The 15,577-nt window shown below is 60.8% G+C and carries 16 protein-coding genes and 1 other RNA gene; 12 read left to right on the top strand and 5 right to left on the bottom strand.

Going from position 1 to position 15,577, the window contains the following annotated elements; genetic code table 11:
• Positions 1–96 precede the first annotated feature (96 nt).
• Positions 97–504 carry a flagellar basal body-associated protein FliL gene (locus ACIP66_RS23065; RefSeq protein WP_053124890.1) on the top strand — a complete coding sequence of 136 codons (408 nt, stop codon included), beginning with the start codon at positions 97–99 and terminating at the stop codon, positions 502–504.
• Positions 505–597: 93 nt separating this feature from the next.
• Here ACIP66_RS23065 and ACIP66_RS23060 read toward each other — a convergent pair whose 3' ends face one another.
• Complete coding sequence (locus ACIP66_RS23060) at positions 598–1,047, bottom strand: EVE domain-containing protein (protein WP_400651158.1); 450 nt, start codon at positions 1,045–1,047, stop codon at positions 598–600.
• Between the two features lie 197 nt (positions 1,048–1,244).
• On the opposite strand from ACIP66_RS23060, the gene ACIP66_RS23055 reads away from it, so the two are divergent.
• A complete protein-coding gene (locus ACIP66_RS23055; RefSeq protein ID WP_008081430.1) occupies positions 1,245–1,400 on the top strand; it encodes a hypothetical protein in 156 nt (51 codons plus the stop codon).
• A 34-nt stretch (positions 1,401–1,434) separates the two neighbouring features.
• Here ACIP66_RS23055 and ACIP66_RS23050 read toward each other — a convergent pair whose 3' ends face one another.
• The 4 genes from ACIP66_RS23050 to ACIP66_RS23035 all read right to left on the bottom strand — a co-directional run bounded on the left by ACIP66_RS23050 (position 1,435) and on the right by ACIP66_RS23035 (position 2,851).
• Positions 1,435–2,040, bottom strand: coding sequence for a 5-formyltetrahydrofolate cyclo-ligase (locus ACIP66_RS23050; RefSeq protein ID WP_159814336.1), 606 nt, complete (start codon positions 2,038–2,040; stop codon positions 1,435–1,437).
• 78 nt (positions 2,041–2,118) lie between these two features.
• Positions 2,119–2,297, bottom strand: a non-coding RNA gene (gene ssrS / locus ACIP66_RS23045) — 6S RNA.
• Positions 2,298–2,327: 30 nt separating this feature from the next.
• Positions 2,328–2,645 (bottom strand): cell division protein ZapA, encoded by a 318-nt coding sequence (locus ACIP66_RS23040; protein WP_008081434.1) that lies wholly within the window; start codon positions 2,643–2,645, stop codon positions 2,328–2,330.
• The gene (locus ACIP66_RS23035) at positions 2,642–2,851 is read right to left on the bottom strand and encodes a TIGR02449 family protein (RefSeq protein ID WP_007911197.1); all 210 of its coding nucleotides are present in this window, start codon (positions 2,849–2,851) and stop codon (positions 2,642–2,644) included. Before ACIP66_RS23035 ends, ACIP66_RS23040 begins: the two co-directional genes overlap by 4 nt.
• Positions 2,852–2,981: 130 nt before the next feature.
• Here ACIP66_RS23035 and ACIP66_RS23030 point away from each other — a divergent pair, with 130 nt between their 5' ends.
• The 10 genes from ACIP66_RS23030 (at position 2,982) to gcvP (ending at position 15,567) form a co-directional block, all read left to right on the top strand.
• Positions 2,982–3,542, top strand: coding sequence for a YecA family protein (locus tag ACIP66_RS23030; RefSeq protein ID WP_053124884.1), 561 nt, complete (start codon positions 2,982–2,984; stop codon positions 3,540–3,542).
• A gap of 27 nt (positions 3,543–3,569) precedes the next feature.
• On the top strand, positions 3,570–4,904 hold the full coding sequence (pepP, locus tag ACIP66_RS23025) for a Xaa-Pro aminopeptidase (protein ID WP_102901403.1): 1,335 nt from the start codon (positions 3,570–3,572) through the stop codon (positions 4,902–4,904).
• A complete protein-coding gene (gene ubiH / locus ACIP66_RS23020; RefSeq protein WP_400651153.1) occupies positions 4,901–6,088 on the top strand; it encodes a 2-octaprenyl-6-methoxyphenyl hydroxylase in 1,188 nt (395 codons plus the stop codon). The genes pepP and ubiH overlap by 4 nt, the downstream gene beginning before the upstream one ends.
• The gene (locus ACIP66_RS23015; protein ID WP_282356461.1) at positions 6,081–6,566 is read left to right on the top strand and encodes a DUF4442 domain-containing protein; all 486 of its coding nucleotides are present in this window, start codon (positions 6,081–6,083) and stop codon (positions 6,564–6,566) included. Before ubiH ends, ACIP66_RS23015 begins: the two co-directional genes overlap by 8 nt.
• Before the next feature lie 9 nt (positions 6,567–6,575).
• A complete protein-coding gene (locus tag ACIP66_RS23010) occupies positions 6,576–7,793 on the top strand; it encodes a 2-octaprenyl-3-methyl-6-methoxy-1,4-benzoquinol hydroxylase (RefSeq protein WP_178124199.1) in 1,218 nt (405 codons plus the stop codon).
• 260 nt (positions 7,794–8,053) lie between these two features.
• The gene (locus ACIP66_RS23005; RefSeq protein ID WP_008081441.1) at positions 8,054–9,058 is read left to right on the top strand and encodes an extracellular solute-binding protein; all 1,005 of its coding nucleotides are present in this window, start codon (positions 8,054–8,056) and stop codon (positions 9,056–9,058) included.
• A gap of 143 nt (positions 9,059–9,201) precedes the next feature.
• Positions 9,202–10,818 (top strand): iron ABC transporter permease, encoded by a 1,617-nt coding sequence (locus ACIP66_RS23000; RefSeq protein ID WP_053124872.1) that lies wholly within the window; start codon positions 9,202–9,204, stop codon positions 10,816–10,818.
• Between the two features lie 155 nt (positions 10,819–10,973).
• On the top strand, positions 10,974–12,056 hold the full coding sequence (gene gcvT, locus ACIP66_RS22995; protein WP_282356463.1) for a glycine cleavage system aminomethyltransferase GcvT: 1,083 nt from the start codon (positions 10,974–10,976) through the stop codon (positions 12,054–12,056).
• A gap of 48 nt (positions 12,057–12,104) precedes the next feature.
• The gene (gene gcvH, locus ACIP66_RS22990) at positions 12,105–12,488 is read left to right on the top strand and encodes a glycine cleavage system protein GcvH (RefSeq protein ID WP_053124868.1); all 384 of its coding nucleotides are present in this window, start codon (positions 12,105–12,107) and stop codon (positions 12,486–12,488) included.
• A 205-nt stretch (positions 12,489–12,693) separates the two neighbouring features.
• The gene (gcvP, locus tag ACIP66_RS22985) at positions 12,694–15,567 is read left to right on the top strand and encodes an aminomethyl-transferring glycine dehydrogenase (protein ID WP_400651146.1); all 2,874 of its coding nucleotides are present in this window, start codon (positions 12,694–12,696) and stop codon (positions 15,565–15,567) included.
• Positions 15,568–15,577: the final 10 nt, after the last annotated feature.

Genomic DNA, 15,577 nt, shown 5'->3' with positions numbered 1-15,577 from the left:
GGACCACGACCAAGCCCGACCCTGATAGACAGCCATAAGCTTGAGCTTGCGCGCCGGGTCGTTAGGCTAGGCCGCCAACCGGATAAGGAGCGAATTGTGAAAGCGTGGATCATGTTGTTGCTGGCCCTGTCTCTGCCTGTGGCAGCGCTGGCCGAAGAAGCCAAAGAAGGCGAAGCGCCGAAGGTCAGCTACATCAGCCTGAGCCCACCGTTCGTGGGTAACTACGGGTTGGACGGCACGCCGAAACTCAAGGTCTACAAGGCCGATGTGGCGCTGCGCGTGACCGGCGATGACGCAGCCAAACTGGTCAAGGCCAACGAGCCGCTGATCCGTAATCAACTGGTGGCGCTGTTTACTCAGCAGACGACCGAGGCGATGGGCAGCATCGAAGGCAAAGAGAAGCTGCGTCAGGAAGCGCTGAAGCAGACTCAGCAGGTGATGAATGATGAGACTGGGAAGCCGGTGGTTGAGGATTTGTTGTTTAACAACCTGATTATTCAATAAGCATTAAAGTCAAAAGATCGCAGCCTTCGGCAGCTCCTACATTGGAATGCGGTTCCCTGTAGGAGCTGCCGAAGGCTGCGATCTTTTTGCGCGTCAGCGCAGGGCAATCACCGCCGCCCACTGTTCAGGTGTGACCGGCATCACCGACAACCTCGAACCCTTCTGCACCAACGGCATTTCCGCCAGCGCCGTCTGCTGCTTCAGATAATCCAGCTTCAACACTCGCGCAAACGTCTCGACGTGTTCAACGTCAATCGCACTCCACGCATTCTTCTCCGGCGTCGCCTTTGGGTCGTAGTAATGACTCTCCGGCTCCAGCGCCGTCGGATCCGGGTACGCCGATTCGATTATTTTGCCAATCCCGGCAATTCCCGGCTCCGGGCAGCTGGAGTGGTAGAAAAAGAACTCATCGCCCACCGCCATCGCCCGCAGGAAGTTGCGTGCCTGGTAGTTGCGAACCCCGTCCCAGCGCGCTTTGCCGAGTTTTTCCAGGCCCTTGATCGAGAGCTCGTCGGGCTCGGATTTCATCAGCCAATAGGCCATGTTTTGTTCTCCTGGCGGGATCAGTGGACAAGTTGTCGGGCAATTTTATGACAAACCGACAGTCGGTTGACGTCAGCGTTTGCGCAGCGGTTCACGTTGCCGCAAAATGCCGGCCTTTAAAGCTTGACGCTGCTGCACGGCCTACAAACGGAAACCGCTGCTGTCATCGTGTTGATGTGCCTTGAGGGGGGCAATCGATGAAACGCAAACCGGATTTACTATGGACTTTGGTAATTTTGTTTGGCCTGGGCGTCGTGACCACCGGTTACGCGCAGAGTCTGTGGACAACCAAAGCTGACGCTCCAATCGAAGTCGCGCAACAGGTTCAACAGTCGACCGCGTTCAAGCGCTGAAACTGCACACCCGACGCCGCTGATCTGCGGCGTCCTATCCCGCGAAATACCACGCCTTGTCGCTGACCGTGCCTTGTAACGGTACATCCCAGCTCGCCTGCGCCAATCGTTCGACCTTCTGACATTCATGGGCCAGCCCCAACAGCGTCGGCTTGCGCCAGCTTTTGCGCCGCGCCAGATACGCCAGGCTGCGATCGTAAAAACCGCCGCCCATCCCCAGTCGCCCGCCGACATCGTCAAACCCCACCAATGGCAACAACACCAGATCCAGCGCCCAGACCTTGCGTTGCCGAGCCAGATTGGCCCGTGGCTCAAGAATGCGGAAGCGATTGGGTTTGAGTTTCTCGCCGGGACGAATGCGCTGGAAAACCATTTTGGTTCGCGGCCAGGCACTGAGCACCGGCAGATAAGTCGACTTGCCTCGATGCTGTGCTTCACGCAGCAGCAGGCGCGGATCGATTTCACCGTCGGTGGGTAAATACAGAGAGATGTGTTTGGCCCGGCGAAAGTGCGGGTCTTGCGCCAGTTGCCGGTACAGGCCTTTGGCGGCCTGGCGTTGCTCGCTTTTGCTCAGCGAGCGGCGCGCCTTGCGCAGCAGGCGGCGGAGTTGCGGGCGGGGCAGCAGCGCGGGTTCGGTCATGGTTCGGCTTCGGCAGGTTGGACGAAAACGTACGCATAAAAAATCCGATGTCGGATTAACCGACATCGGATTCGAATCAGGCTCCCCGGATGAACCGCTGTCAACTTAGCCCTTGAACCCGAAAGTTCAAGGTGGAAGATGCAGTAGACTTTAAGGCTTTCCGTCTAGCGGACATGCACACCAGCCCAACGTGCAACTTCCAGGGTAGTGCGAATCGGCTCAGGGACATCGTCAACTGGCAAGCACCCCAGGGAGTGCCGCGAGTATACCGCAAGCGGCCAGTCGAATCAGCCCTTGGTGTTGGTCTGATCGTCGGCGAGCACCAGATCGACACGATCGAGCAAGTCGCGCACCTGTTCACGGGTCGAACCGCTGGCCTGGATGTCCGGACGCTCTTCTTTGTGCAAGAGGTCGTGGGTGATGTTCAGCGCGGCCATCACGGCGATGCGATCGGCGCCGATGACTTTGCCGCTGCTGCGGATCTCGCGCATTTTGCCGTCGAGGTAGCGCGCGGCGCTGACCAGATTGCTGCGTTCTTCCTGCGGGCAGATGATCGAATATTCTTTATCGAGGATCTGCACGGTGACGCTATTGCTTGAACTCATGAGTCTTGCTCCAGGGCCTTGAGGCGCGAAATCATCGATTCGACCTTACGCCGGGCGATTTCGTTTTTTTCAATGAGGTGAGCGCGTTCCTCGCGCCAGGTCTTTTCCTGAGCTAGTAAGAGTGCGTTTTGACTCTTAAGTTGCTCGACTCGACCAATCAACAGTTCGAGTCTGGCCATCAGCGCTTGCAGGTCGGTGTCTTCCATTGTGTCCACTGAGTTGGAGTCTGTCTGATGGGATAGCTGGCGGACAGCCTTTAATAGTCTTGGCGAGTCTGTCGATGTAGGATACAAGGCCTTCATTCTAGACATAGCGCCGTCTGGCGCCTAGCTGCCCATGACCATTCAGAATTCCCCGTACCAAGCCTTCGCCACCCTGCTGACTTCCAGCGGCCACAACGTCTCGCCTGCCGAACTGCATGGCCTGTTGCTCGGACGCAGCTGCGCCGGCGCCGGTTTCACTGCCGAAGAATGGTTGATCGACGCTGCCGAACTGCTCGAAAGCGAGCCGCAGGACAACGTTCGCAACGCCTTGATCGGCCTGCAAGAGATGGTCAAAGGCGAACTCACCGGTGACGACGTTACCGTCGTTCTGCTGCTGCCGACCGATGACGCGCCGCTGGCCGAGCGCGCCGCTGCACTGGGCGAGTGGTGCCAGGGCTTCCTCAGCGGTTTCGGCCTGAACTGCCGCGACAGTAGCATGCTCAGCACCGAAGCCACCGAAGTGCTGCAGGATCTGGCGGCGATCTCCCAGGTGCAAGACGCGCTGGAAGAATCCGAAGACGGCGAGACCGACTACATGGAAGTCATGGAGTACCTGCGCGTCGCGCCGCTGCTGCTGTTCTCGGAAACCAAGAAAGCCGACGTGCCGCCAGCGGCCAAACCGTCGCTGCATTAATCGCGTGCCAGGGAAAGCCATCTGCCCATGACCCATATCCCCAAAGCGGAATACAGCCGTCGCCGCAAGGCCCTGATGGCGCAGATGGAACCCAACAGCATCGCGATCCTGCCCGCCGCCGCGGTCGCCATCCGCAACCGCGACGTCGAGCACGTCTACCGTCAGGACAGCGATTTCCAGTACCTCAGCGGGTTTCCCGAGCCGCAAGCCGTCATCGTTTTGATGCCCGGCCGCGAGCATGGCGAGTACGTGCTGTTCTGCCGTGAACGCAACGCCGAACGCGAATTGTGGGACGGCTTGCGCGCAGGTCAGGAAGGCGCGATCCGCGACTTCGGTGCCGACGACGCCTTCCCGATCACCGACATCGACGACATCCTCCCGGGCCTGATCGAAGGCCGCGACCGGGTGTATTCGGCGATGGGCAGCAACCCCGAATTTGACCGTCACTTGATGGACTGGATCAACGTCATCCGCTCCAAGGCGCACCTCGGCGCCCAGCCGCCGAACGAATTCGTTGCCCTGGATCATCTGCTGCACGACATGCGCCTGTATAAATCGGCGGCAGAAGTGAAGGTCATGCGCGAAGCCGCGCGGATCTCGGCGCAAGCGCATATTCGCGCGATGCAGGCCAGTCGGGCCGGGCTCTACGAGTACAGCCTCGAAGCCGAACTCGACTACGAATTCCGCAAGGGCGGGGCGAAAATGCCCGCTTACGGTTCGATCGTCGCCGCCGGACGCAACAGCTGCATCCTGCATTACCAGCAGAATGACGCGTTGCTCAAGGACGGCGATCTGGTGTTGATCGACGCCGGTTGCGAGATCGACTGCTACGCCAGCGATATCACCCGTACCTGGCCGGTCAACGGCAAGTTTTCGCCCGAGCAGAAAGCGATCTACGAATTGGTGCTGGCCTCGCAGGAAGCCGCGTTCGCCGAAATCGCTCCGAACAAGCATTGGAATCAGGCGCACGAAGCCACGGTTCGGGTGATCACCACGGGGCTGGTGAAACTCGGATTGTTGCAGGGCGAGGTCGACGAGTTGATCGCCAGCGAAGCCTACAAAGCGTTTTACATGCACCGCGCCGGCCACTGGCTGGGTATGGATGTGCATGACGTCGGCGAGTACAAGGTCGGCGGCGAATGGCGCGTGCTCGAAGTCGGCATGGCGCTGACCGTGGAGCCGGGCATTTACATCGCCCCGGACAATCAGAACGTCGCGAAGAAATGGCGCGGCATTGGCGTGCGCATCGAGGACGACGTGGTCGTGACCAAAACAGGCTGTGAAATCCTCACCACCGGCGTACCGAAAACCGTCGCCGACATCGAAGCGCTGATGGCGCAAGCAAGGACACACGCGGCATGAGTCGAGTCAATCTGGCAATCATCGGTGGCGGTCTGGTCGGCGCCAGTCTGGCGTTGGCCTTGCAGGCCGGGGCCAAGGCGCGTGGCTGGAAAATCGTGCTGATCGAGCCGTTCGCCCCCGGCGACAGTTGGCAGCCGAGCTACGACGCGCGCTCGTCGGCGCTGTCGTTCGGCTCGCGGCAGATTTATCAACGGCTGGGCGTGTGGCAGGAAATCTCCCGCCGCGCCGAGCCGATCAAACAGATTCACGTGTCTGACCGTGGCCGCTTCTCCACCGCGCGTTTGTCGGCGATGGAAGAGGGCGTACCGGCACTCGGTTATGTGGTGGAAAACGCCTGGCTCGGCCATTGCCTATGGCAGCACGTCGACAAAGACGTGATCAGCTGGCGTTGCCCGGCAGAAGTCACGCGCATGGAGCCGCTGGCCGACGGCTATCGCCTGACCCTCAACGATGAAACCACGCTGGAATGCGACCTCGCGGTGCTCGCCGATGGCGGTCGCTCCGGGCTGCGCGAACAGTTGGGCATCAACGTGCGCCAGCGTCCGTACAACCAGAGCGCGCTGATCGCCAACATCACCCCGAGCGAAGCGCACAACGGCATGGCTTTCGAGCGCTTTACCGATGAAGGGCCGATGGCGCTGCTGCCGCTGCCGGAAAATCGCTGCGCATTGGTCTGGACCCGTTTGGGCATGGACGCGCAGCGTCTGGCCGATTTGAGCGAGCGTGATTTCCTCAGCGAATTGCAGGGCGTGTTCGGTTATCGCCTCGGCACGTTGAAACAGGTTGGCGCGCGGCATTTATATCCGCTGACGCTGGTCGAGGCCGAAGAACAAGTGCGCTCGCATCTGGCCGTGCTCGGCAACGCGGCGCACAGCCTGCACCCGATAGCCGGGCAGGGTTTCAACCTGTCGCTGCGGGATGCCGATGCCTTGGCCGCTGCGTTGCTGACCAGCGACAAGCCGCTGGGCGATTTCGCCACGTTGCAGGCGTATCGCGAGCGTCAGCGTCTCGATCAGGATCTCACCGTCGGTTTCTCCGATCAGGTCACGCGCCTGTTCGGCAGCACGCAGCCGCTGGTGTCGCTGGGCCGTAATATCGGCTTGCTCGGTCTCGATCTGCTGCCACCGGCCAAGCGTTGGTTTGCGCGGCAGGCCATGGGGTTGGGGACGCGTCCGGATGCTTAAGTGGTTGACTAAAAAATTCGGCAAAGCGCGGTTGATGCGCTGGGTCATGACCTTCTACCCGCCGTACCTCGGCGCTGGCGTGCGCGTTCGCCATATCAGCGATGACTTCCGCGACGTTCAAGTGTCGATGGGCCTCGGCTGGTACAACCGCAATTACGTCGGTACGCAGTTCGGCGGCAGTTTGTATTCGATGGTCGATCCGTTTTTCATGCTGATGCTTATGGAAAACCTCGGCTCGAAGTACATCGTCTGGGACAAGGCTGCCGACATCGATTTCATCGCGCCGGGCAAAGGCCCGGTGTTCGCCCGGTTCAGCATCGACGAGACCTTGCTCGGCGAGATTCGCCGGCAGACCGCCAATGGCGAGAAATACCTGCCGCAGTTGCAGGTCGACATTCATGACGGCGCCGGCAACCTTGTCGCGCGGGTCGGTAAAACCCTTTACGTGCGGCTCAAGCCGCAAGCGAGACAGGCTTAAAGCATGGACATGCGCGCAGATCTGCTGATTGTCGGAGCCGGAATGGTCGGCAGCGCCCTGGCGTTGGCGCTGCAGGATAGCGGGCTGGAAGTTCTGCTGCTCGACGGCAGCCCGCTGAGCGTCAAACCGTTCGATGCTGAAGCCGCGTTTGAACCGCGAGTGAGCGCGTTATCGGCGGCCAGCCAGCGAATCCTCGAACGCCTTGGCGTGTGGGACGGCATCGCTGCACGGCGCAGCAGCCCGTACACCGACATGCACGTGTGGGACGGCAGCGGCACCGGACAGATTCATTTCTCGGCGAGCAGCGTGCACGCCGAAGTGCTTGGCCACATCGTCGAAAACCGCGTGGTGCAGGACGCTTTGCTCGACCGTTTGCACGATTGTGATCTGGGCATGCTCGCCAATGCGCGGTTGGAACAGATGCGCCGTTCGGGCGATGACTGGCTGCTGACGCTGGCCGATGGTCGTCAATTGCGCGCGCCGTTGGTGATTGCCGCTGATGGGGCTAACTCGGCAGTGCGCCGTCTCACCGGGATGGCCACGCGCGAGTGGGATTACATGCACCATGCCATCGTCACCAGCGTGCGCAGCAGCCAGCCGCACCAGTCGACCGCTTGGCAGCGCTTTACCGATCACGGGCCGTTGGCGTTTCTGCCACTGGAGCGTGACGGGCAGCAGGATTGGTGTTCGATCGTCTGGTCGACCACGCCGAGCGAAGCCGAGCGTTTGATGGCGCTGGATGAGGCGGGTTTCTGCCGTGAGCTGGAGCGCGCTTTTGAGGGACGTCTTGGCGAAGTCATCAGTGCTGATCCGCGCCTGTGCGTGCCGCTGCGTCAGCGTCATGCCAAGCGTTATGTGGCGGAAGGGCTGGCGCTGATCGGCGATGCGGCGCACACCATTCACCCGTTGGCGGGGCAGGGTGTGAACCTTGGTTTCCTCGATGCGGCGGTGCTGGCCGAAGTGTTGTTGCAGGCTGCCGAGCGCGGGGAGCGTTTGGCGGATGTGAAAGTTCTGAGCCGTTATGAGCGTCGGCGCATGCCGCATAACCTTGCGTTGATGGCGGCGATGGAAGGGTTTGAGCGGTTGTTTCAGGCGGATCGTTTGCCGGTGCGTTGGCTGAGAAATGCCGGGTTGAAGCTGGTGGAGCAGATGCCCGAGGCGAAAGCGTTGTTTGTGCGCGAGGCGCTGGGGTTGACCGGTGATCTTCCGGCGCTCGCCAAACCCTGACATCTTCATTGAGGCTGATGGCCTCTTCGCGAGCAGGCTCACTCCTACAGTTGGAATGCGTTCCCCTGTAGGAGCTGCCGAAGGCTGCGATCTTTTGATCTTAAAAAACAACATCAAAAGATCGCAGCCTGCGGCAGCTCCTACAGGGATGGCTGTCAATCATGCAACATCTGGTAACTCCTTCAAAAAGAGTTCGATTGAGGTGGTAAATGTGAGTCCTTATCATTTGGCCCACATTTCCCGACCGAGAGACCACTCCCATGTTGGCACCCAAGCGTCTTCTGACCGCACTGGCCCTGACCCTGATCGGTAGCACCACCGCCCAGGCCGCTGATGAGGTGGTGGTTTACTCGTCGCGCATCGATGAACTGATCAAACCGGTCTTCGATGCCTACACCGCCAAGACCGGGGTGAAGATCAAGTTCATCACCGACAAGGAAGCGCCGCTGATGCAGCGCATCAAGGCCGAAGGTGAAAACGCCACCGCCGACCTGCTGCTCACCGTTGATGCCGGCAACCTCTGGCAGGCCGAGCAAATGGGCATCCTCCAGCCGTTTACCTCGAAAACCATCGACGCCAACATTCCCCTGCAATATCGCTCGTCCACTCACGCCTGGACTGGTCTGAGCCTGCGCGCGCGCACCATCGCCTATTCCACCGAACGGGTGAAGCCGGGCGAGTTGACCACTTACGAAGCGCTGGCCGACAAGAACTGGGAAGGGCGCCTGTGCCTGCGCACGGCGAAGAAGGTTTACAACCAGTCGCTGACCGCGACCATGATCGAAGTTCACGGCGCGGCGAAGACCGAGGAAATCCTCAAGGGCTGGGTTAACAACCTGTCCACCGACGTGTTCTCCGATGACGTTGCAGTGCTGGAGGCGATCAACGCCGGGCAGTGCGACGTGGGCATCGTCAACACTTACTACTACGGTCGCCTGCACAAGCAGAAGCCGGAGCTGCCGGTGAAACTGTTCTGGCCGAATCAGGCGGATCGCGGTGTGCACGTGAACCTGTCGGGTATTGGCCTGACCAAACATGCGCCGCACCCGGAAGCGGCCAAGGCTCTGGTTGAATGGATGACCACGCCGGAAGCGCAGAAGATTTTTGCTGACGTGAACCAGGAATTCCCGGCCAACCCGGCGGTCGCGCCTTCGGAAGAAGTGGCGGCGTGGGGCAAGTTCATTGCGGACACCTTGCCGGTGGAAGTGGCGGGCAAGCGTCAGGCTGAGGCGATCCGGATGATGGATCGGGCGGGTTGGAACTGAGTCTGTTGCTGTAAAGATCAAAAGATCGCAGCCTTCGGCAGCTCCTACAGGGTGATCACATTTCCCAATGTAGGAGCTGCCGGAGGCTGCGATCTTTTCGCTTTCTTCCTTACACTCCACGATTTCCCCGCGAGACCTTTGAAGTGGCCCACCCCGCCCAACGCCGCTGGTACCCCATCGTCTTCGCTGTCGCCGCGTTGGTGCTGTTACCCCTGAGCGTTCTGCTGCTGTCCTGGCAAACCATTGATCAACAAATCTGGTCGCACCTGTGGCAAACCCAGATGCCGCGCCTGCTCGGCAACACCTTGACGCTGGTACTCGGCGTCGGTGTCGGCGTGACGCTGCTCGGCGTCAGCCTCGCCTGGCTCACCAGCCTCTGCGAATTCCCCGGACGGCGCTGGCTCGACTGGGCGCTGATGCTGCCCTTCGCCATTCCCGCGTACGTGCTGGCCTTCGTCTTCGTCGGCCTGCTCGACTTCGCCGGCCCCGTGCAAACCCTGCTGCGCGAATGGTTCGGCACAGGCCTGCGCCTGCCCCGCGTGCGCTCCACCGGCGGGGTGATTATCGTGCTGGTGCTGGTTTTCTACCCGTACGTTTACCTGCTGGCGCGCACCGCGTTTCTCGCGCAGGGCAAAGGCTTGATGGAAGCCGCGCGGGTGCTCGGTCAATCGCCGTGGCAAGCCTTCTGGCGCGTAGCGTTGCCGATGGCGCGCCCGGCGATTGGTGCCGGTGTGGCGCTGGCGCTGATGGAAACCCTCGCCGATTTCGGCGCGGTGTCGGTGTTCAACTTCGATACCTTCACCACCGCGATCTACAAAACCTGGTACGGCTTCTTCAGTCTGTCGAGCGCGGCGCAACTGGCCAGCCTGTTGCTGTTGGTGGTGATGCTGGTGCTGTACGGCGAACGTCGCGCACGCGGGGCCAACCGCGCGAGCAACGAGCGGCCTCGGGTGAAAGCGCTGTATCACCTGCGCGGATTCAAAGCCCTCGCGGCGATGAGCTGGTGCGGACTGGTGTTCGCCTGCGCCTTCGTGATTCCGATGCTGCAACTGATCGTCTGGTTCTGGCAGCGCGGGCGTTTCGATCTCGATGAGCGCTATGCCGGGCTGATCCTGCACACCCTGTATCTGGGCGGCATGGCGGCGTTGATCACCGTCAGCGTTGCGTTGTTACTGGCCTTCGCCCGGCGACTGGCGCCGACGCCGGCGATCAACTCTGGCGTGGGTCTGGCCAATCTCGGTTACGCCCTGCCGGGTTCGGTGTTGGCAGTGTCGATCATGCTCGCGTTCAGTTATCTCGATCGCGAATTGGTGATTCCGCTCTCCGGCTGGCTCGGTGGTGCGGGCAAACCCTTGCTGCTCGGCAGTCTCGCGGCGTTGTTGATGGCGTATCTGGTGCGCTTTATTGCGGTCGCCTACGGCCCACTGGAAAACAGTCTGGCGCGTATACGGCCGTCTTTGCCCGAAGCGGCACGTAGCCTCGGTGTCAGTGGGCCACGACTGTTTTTCAAAGTGTATCTGCCGTTGTTGTTGCCCGGCACGTTGAGCGCCGCGCTGCTGGTGTTCGTCGATGTGCTCAAGGAAATGCCCGCGACCCTGCTGATGCGCCCGTTTGGCTGGGACACGCTGGCCGTGCGCATCTTTGAAATGACCAGCGAAGGCGAATGGGCGCGGGCGTCGTTGCCGGCGCTGACCCTGGTTTTGGTCGGACTGTTGCCGGTCATCGGCCTGATTCGCCGCTCGGCGCATCGAAACACTTAGTAGTGAGTCCTGAATCATGCGGCTACAATGCGCGGCATTCGGTGCGGTTCGTCTGACAGACCCGTTCGCTGGAATCGGCTGAGAGCCTTCTATTTCAAGGCTTTCGCCCGTGCAGCGGCTGTCCGCACCTTCGCCACGCCCGGAAGGAGAAACCCATGGGACAGCGTACGCCTCTGTATGACCTGCATCTCGCCCTAGGCGCGAAGATGGTCGATTTTGGCGGTTGGGACATGCCACTGCATTACGGCTCGCAGGTCGAGGAGCACCACGAGGTGCGCCGCGATTGCGGGGTGTTCGATGTATCCCATATGACCGTGATCGATGTCACCGGCAACCAGGCCAAGGCCTGGCTTCAGCATTTGCTGGCCAATGACGTCGAACGCCTGCACCGCCCCGGCCGTGCGTTGTACAGCACCATGCTCAACGAGCGTGGCGGCATCGTCGACGACATGATCGTCTACCGCCTCGACGAGGGTTATCGACTGGTAGTCAACGCGTCCACCCGCGATCAGGATCTGGCGTGGATGAACGCGCAACTTTCCGGCTACGACGTGCATTTGCATGAGCGTTCCGAGATGGCGATGCTGGCCATTCAAGGCCCGCAAGCCCGGCACAAGATTGCCGAGCTGGTGACCCAATCCCGCGCCACGCTGATCCAGCACCTCAAACCCTTCGAAGGCTATACCGACGGCGACTGGTTCATCGCGCGCACCGGTTACACCGGTGAAGACGGTCTGGAAATCGTCCTGCCAGCCAATCAGGCTCCGGGTTTCTTCAACGATCTGGTTGGCGCCGGCATTTCCCCGATCGGCCTCGGCGCTCGCGACACCTTGCGCGTTGAAGCCGGGATGAACCTCTACGGTCAGGACATCGATCAGGACGTTTCGCCGCTGGCCTCGAACATGGCCTGGAGCATCGCCTGGGAACCGGCCTCGCGCCAGTTCATCGGCCGTGCTGCCCTGGAGGCGGAAAAAGCCGCTGGCGTGGCGCACAAACTGGTCGGTCTGGTGCTGGAAGAGCGCGGTGTTTTGCGCGCTCATCAAGTGGTTCGTATCGCCGATGTTGGCGAAGGAGAGATCACCAGTGGTAGTTTCTCCCCTACGCTAAGCAAATCGATTGCCCTGGCGCGTGTTCCGATGGCAACCGCCGACCGCGCCGAAGTGGAAATCCGTGGCAAGTGGTACCCGGTACGCGTGGTCAAACCGACCTTCGTCCGCCATGGCAAAACTTTGATCTAACCTTTTCCGGCGGGCACGACCGCTGACAATTTCTCGAGGACACCGAAGATGAGCGATATCCCTGCCGACCTGCGTTTTGCCGAAAGTCATGAATGGGCCCGTCTGGAAGCCGACGGCACCGTCACTGTGGGCATCAGCGATCACGCGCAGGAAGCGCTGGGTGATGTGGTGTTCGTCGAGCTGACTGAAGTCGGCAAAGTCTTCGCTGCACAAGATCAGGCCGGTGTGGTTGAGTCGGTGAAAGCCGCTTCCGACATCTACGCGCCGATCGGCGGTGAAGTGATTGCCGTCAACGAAGAGCTGGGTGGTTCGCCTGAACTGCTGAACTCCGACCCGTACGGCGCGTGGATCTTCAAGATCAAGCCAACCGACGCGGCTGAGCTGGACAAGCTGCTGGATGCCGGCGCTTACAAGGCTGCTATCGGCGAGTAAGCATTAAGCAATACCCAAAGCCCCGACTTGTCGGGGCTTTTTTTTCAGGATCAAAAGATCGCAGCCTTCGGCAGCTCCTACAGGGGGATGGTGTAGACCTTGTAGGAGTTGCCGAAGGCTGCGATCTTTTGATCTTCAAGGGCACTGCTATGCTGGTTTGACCGTGATGCATTGACGCCGAGCGCCAGCCAAGAGAGAGCCCGTCATGTCCCAGTTGCCGTCCTTGAGCCAGTTACGCGATCCCGATGCTTTTCTGCGTCGTCACCTCGGCCCGGATGCCGCCGAGCAACAAGCGATGCTCGACAGCCTCGGCCTCGGCAGTCGCGCCGAACTGATCGAACAGACTGTGCCGCCGGGCATCCGCTTCAATCGCGCACTCGATCTGCCGCCGGCGCTGGACGAACAAGCGGCGCTGGCCAAACTGCGCGGTTATGCCGAGCAGAATCAGGTGTGGAGCAGCCTGATCGGTATGGGCTACCACGGCACCCTGACGCCGACCGTCATCTTGCGCAACGTGCTGGAAAATCCCGGTTGGTACACCGCGTACACGCCGTATCAACCGGAGATCGCCCAAGGCCGGCTCGAAGCGCTGCTGAATTTCCAGCAACTGACCATCGACCTCACCGGCCTCGAATTGGCCAACGCCTCGCTGCTCGATGAAGCCACGGCAGCGGCTGAAGCCATGGCCTTGGCCAAGCGTGTGGCGAAGTCGAAGAGCAATCTGTTTTTCGTCGATGAGAACTGTCATCCGCAGACCATTTCCGTGGTGCAGACCCGCGCCGAGGGCTTCGGCTTTGAGCTGATCATCGACGCTGTGGATAACTTGAAGCAGCACCAGGTATTCGGTGCGCTGCTGCAATATCCCGACACCCACGGCGAAGTGCGTGATCTGCGTTCATTGATCGATCACTTGCACGCGCAGCAAGCGCTGGCCTGCGTCGCCACGGATTTGTTGAGTTTGCTGTTGCTGACCCCGCCGGGTGAGTTGGGCGCCGATGTAGTGTTCGGTTCATCGCAACGGTTCGGCGTACCGATGGGTTATGGCGGCCCGCACGCGGCATTTTTTGCCAGTCGTGAGGAATATAAACGGGCGATTCCGGGGCGGATCATCGGTGTGTCGAAAGACGCTCGGGGCAACGTCGCGTTGCGCATGGCCCTGCAAACCCGCGAGCAACATATCCGCCGCGAGAAGGCCAACTCGAACATCTGCACAGCGCAGGTGCTGTTGGCGAATATCGCCAGTTTCTACGCGGTGTATCACGGCCCGGAAGGTCTGAAACGCATCGCTCAGCGGGTTCACCGGCTCACCTGCATTCTGGCGGCGGGGCTTGAACGGCATGGGCTGAAACGCCTGAACGCGCAGTTTTTCGACACGCTGACGCTCGACGTTGGTGGCGCACAAACCGCGATTATTCAAAGCGCTCAGACTGCGCAGATCAATCTGAGGATTCTCGGCCGTGGCCGCGTCGGGCTGAGCCTTGACGAGACCTGCGATGAAACGACCGTGGCGAAACTGTTCGATGTCTTGCTTGGGGCTGATCACGGCTTGAGCGTCGACGATCTCGACGCCGAGGCGCTGACCTCGGGCATCCCCGACAACCTTCAGCGCACAACGCCGTACCTGCGCCATCCGGTCTTCAACGCGCACCACAGCGAAACCGAGATGCTGCGCTACCTCAAACAACTGGAGAACAAGGATCTGGCGCTCAACCAGTCGATGATCCCGCTGGGCTCCTGCACCATGAAACTCAACGCCACCAGCGAGATGATCCCGATCACCTGGCCGCAATTCGCCAACCTGCATCCGTTCGTGCCGCGCGAGCAAGCCGTCGGTTACACGCTGATGATCGAGGAGCTGGAGCGCTGGCTCTGCGCGATCACCGGTTTCGATGCGATCTGCATGCAGCCCAACTCCGGTGCGCAGGGCGAATACGCCGGGCTGCTGGCGATTCGCAAATATCACGAGAGCCGGCAACAGGGCGCTCGGGATATTTGCCTGATTCCTTCGTCAGCCCACGGCACCAACCCGGCGTCGGCGCAGATGGCCGGGATGCGCGTGGTGATCGTCGAGTGCGACGCGGAGGGCAACGTTGATCTGGAAGATTTGAAAGCCAAAGCCGCTGAGGCTGGGGATAAGTTGGCGTGCTTGATGGCGACGTATCCGTCGACCCATGGTGTGTACGAGGAGGGCATCAGCGAAATCTGCGAAGTGATCCACCAACACGGCGGTCAGGTGTACATGGACGGCGCCAACCTCAACGCGCAGGTCGGGCTGGCGCGGCCGGCGGACATTGGTGCCGACGTCTCGCACATGAATTTGCACAAGACCTTCTGCATTCCTCATGGCGGCGGCGGGCCGGGCATGGGACCGATCGGGATTCGTGCGCATTTGGCGCCGTTCGTTGCCAATCACCCGGTGGTGCCAATCGACGGGCCGCTGGCGCAGAACGGCGCGGTCAGTGCCGCGCCGTGGGGCAGCGCGAGTATTTTGCCGATCAGCTGGATGTACATCGCCATGATGGGCCCGCAATTGGCCGATGCCAGCGAGGTGGCGATTCTCGCGGCGAATTACCTGGCGCAGCATTTATCCGGCGCGTTCCCGGTGTTGTACACAGGGCGTAACGGGCGGGTGGCGCATGAATGTATTTTGGATTTACGGCCGTTGAAGGCGCAGACCGGGATCAGTGAAGAGGACGTCGCCAAACGTCTGATGGATTACGGCTTCCATGCGCCGACCATGTCATTCCCGGTGCCGGGAACGTTGATGGTCGAGCCGACCGAGAGCGAGTCGAAGGCTGAGCTGGATCGGTTTATTGGCGCGATGCTGAGCATTCGTGCGGAAATCACCGAAGTGCAAAACGGTAACTGGCCGGCAGAAGACAATCCGTTGAAACGCGCGCCGCATACCTTGGCGGATGTCACCGGGGTGTGGGAGCGGCCGTACAGCATCGAACAAGGCATCACCCCGGATGCGCACACCAAAGCGCACAAGTATTGGCCAGCGGTGAATCGGGTGGACAACGTTTACGGCGATCGCAACCTGTATTGCGCGTGCGTGCCGGTGGACGATTACCGCTGAAGATCAAAAG

The sequence above is a fragment of the Pseudomonas sp. NPDC088429 genome (assembly GCF_044753305.1).
Lineage (GTDB): Bacteria > Pseudomonadota > Gammaproteobacteria > Pseudomonadales > Pseudomonadaceae > Aquipseudomonas > Aquipseudomonas rustica.
This window is presented reverse-complemented; position numbering and strand designations above follow the sequence as displayed.

Excerpts from the sequence above, each read along its gene's own strand:
- ACIP66_RS23060 (WP_400651158.1), bottom strand. The coding sequence starts at position 1,047 with ATGGCCTATTGGCTGATGAAATCCGAGCCCGACGAGCTCTCGATCAAG.
- ACIP66_RS23055 (WP_008081430.1), top strand. The coding sequence starts at position 1,245 with ATGAAACGCAAACCGGATTTACTATGGACTTTGGTAATTTTGTTTGGC.
- ACIP66_RS23050 (WP_159814336.1), bottom strand. The coding sequence starts at position 2,040 with ATGACCGAACCCGCGCTGCTGCCCCGCCCGCAACTCCGCCGCCTGCTG.
- ACIP66_RS23040 (WP_008081434.1), bottom strand. The coding sequence starts at position 2,645 with ATGAGTTCAAGCAATAGCGTCACCGTGCAGATCCTCGATAAAGAATAT.
- ACIP66_RS23035 (WP_007911197.1), bottom strand. The coding sequence starts at position 2,851 with ATGGAAGACACCGACCTGCAAGCGCTGATGGCCAGACTCGAACTGTTG.
- ACIP66_RS23030 (WP_053124884.1), top strand. The coding sequence starts at position 2,982 with ATGACCATTCAGAATTCCCCGTACCAAGCCTTCGCCACCCTGCTGACT.
- pepP (WP_102901403.1), top strand. The coding sequence starts at position 3,570 with ATGACCCATATCCCCAAAGCGGAATACAGCCGTCGCCGCAAGGCCCTG.
- ubiH (WP_400651153.1), top strand. The coding sequence starts at position 4,901 with ATGAGTCGAGTCAATCTGGCAATCATCGGTGGCGGTCTGGTCGGCGCC.
- ACIP66_RS23015 (WP_282356461.1), top strand. The coding sequence starts at position 6,081 with ATGCTTAAGTGGTTGACTAAAAAATTCGGCAAAGCGCGGTTGATGCGC.
- ACIP66_RS23010 (WP_178124199.1), top strand. The coding sequence starts at position 6,576 with ATGCGCGCAGATCTGCTGATTGTCGGAGCCGGAATGGTCGGCAGCGCC.
- ACIP66_RS23005 (WP_008081441.1), top strand. The coding sequence starts at position 8,054 with ATGTTGGCACCCAAGCGTCTTCTGACCGCACTGGCCCTGACCCTGATC.
- gcvT (WP_282356463.1), top strand. The coding sequence starts at position 10,974 with ATGGGACAGCGTACGCCTCTGTATGACCTGCATCTCGCCCTAGGCGCG.
- gcvH (WP_053124868.1), top strand. The coding sequence starts at position 12,105 with ATGAGCGATATCCCTGCCGACCTGCGTTTTGCCGAAAGTCATGAATGG.
- gcvP (WP_400651146.1), top strand. The coding sequence starts at position 12,694 with ATGTCCCAGTTGCCGTCCTTGAGCCAGTTACGCGATCCCGATGCTTTT.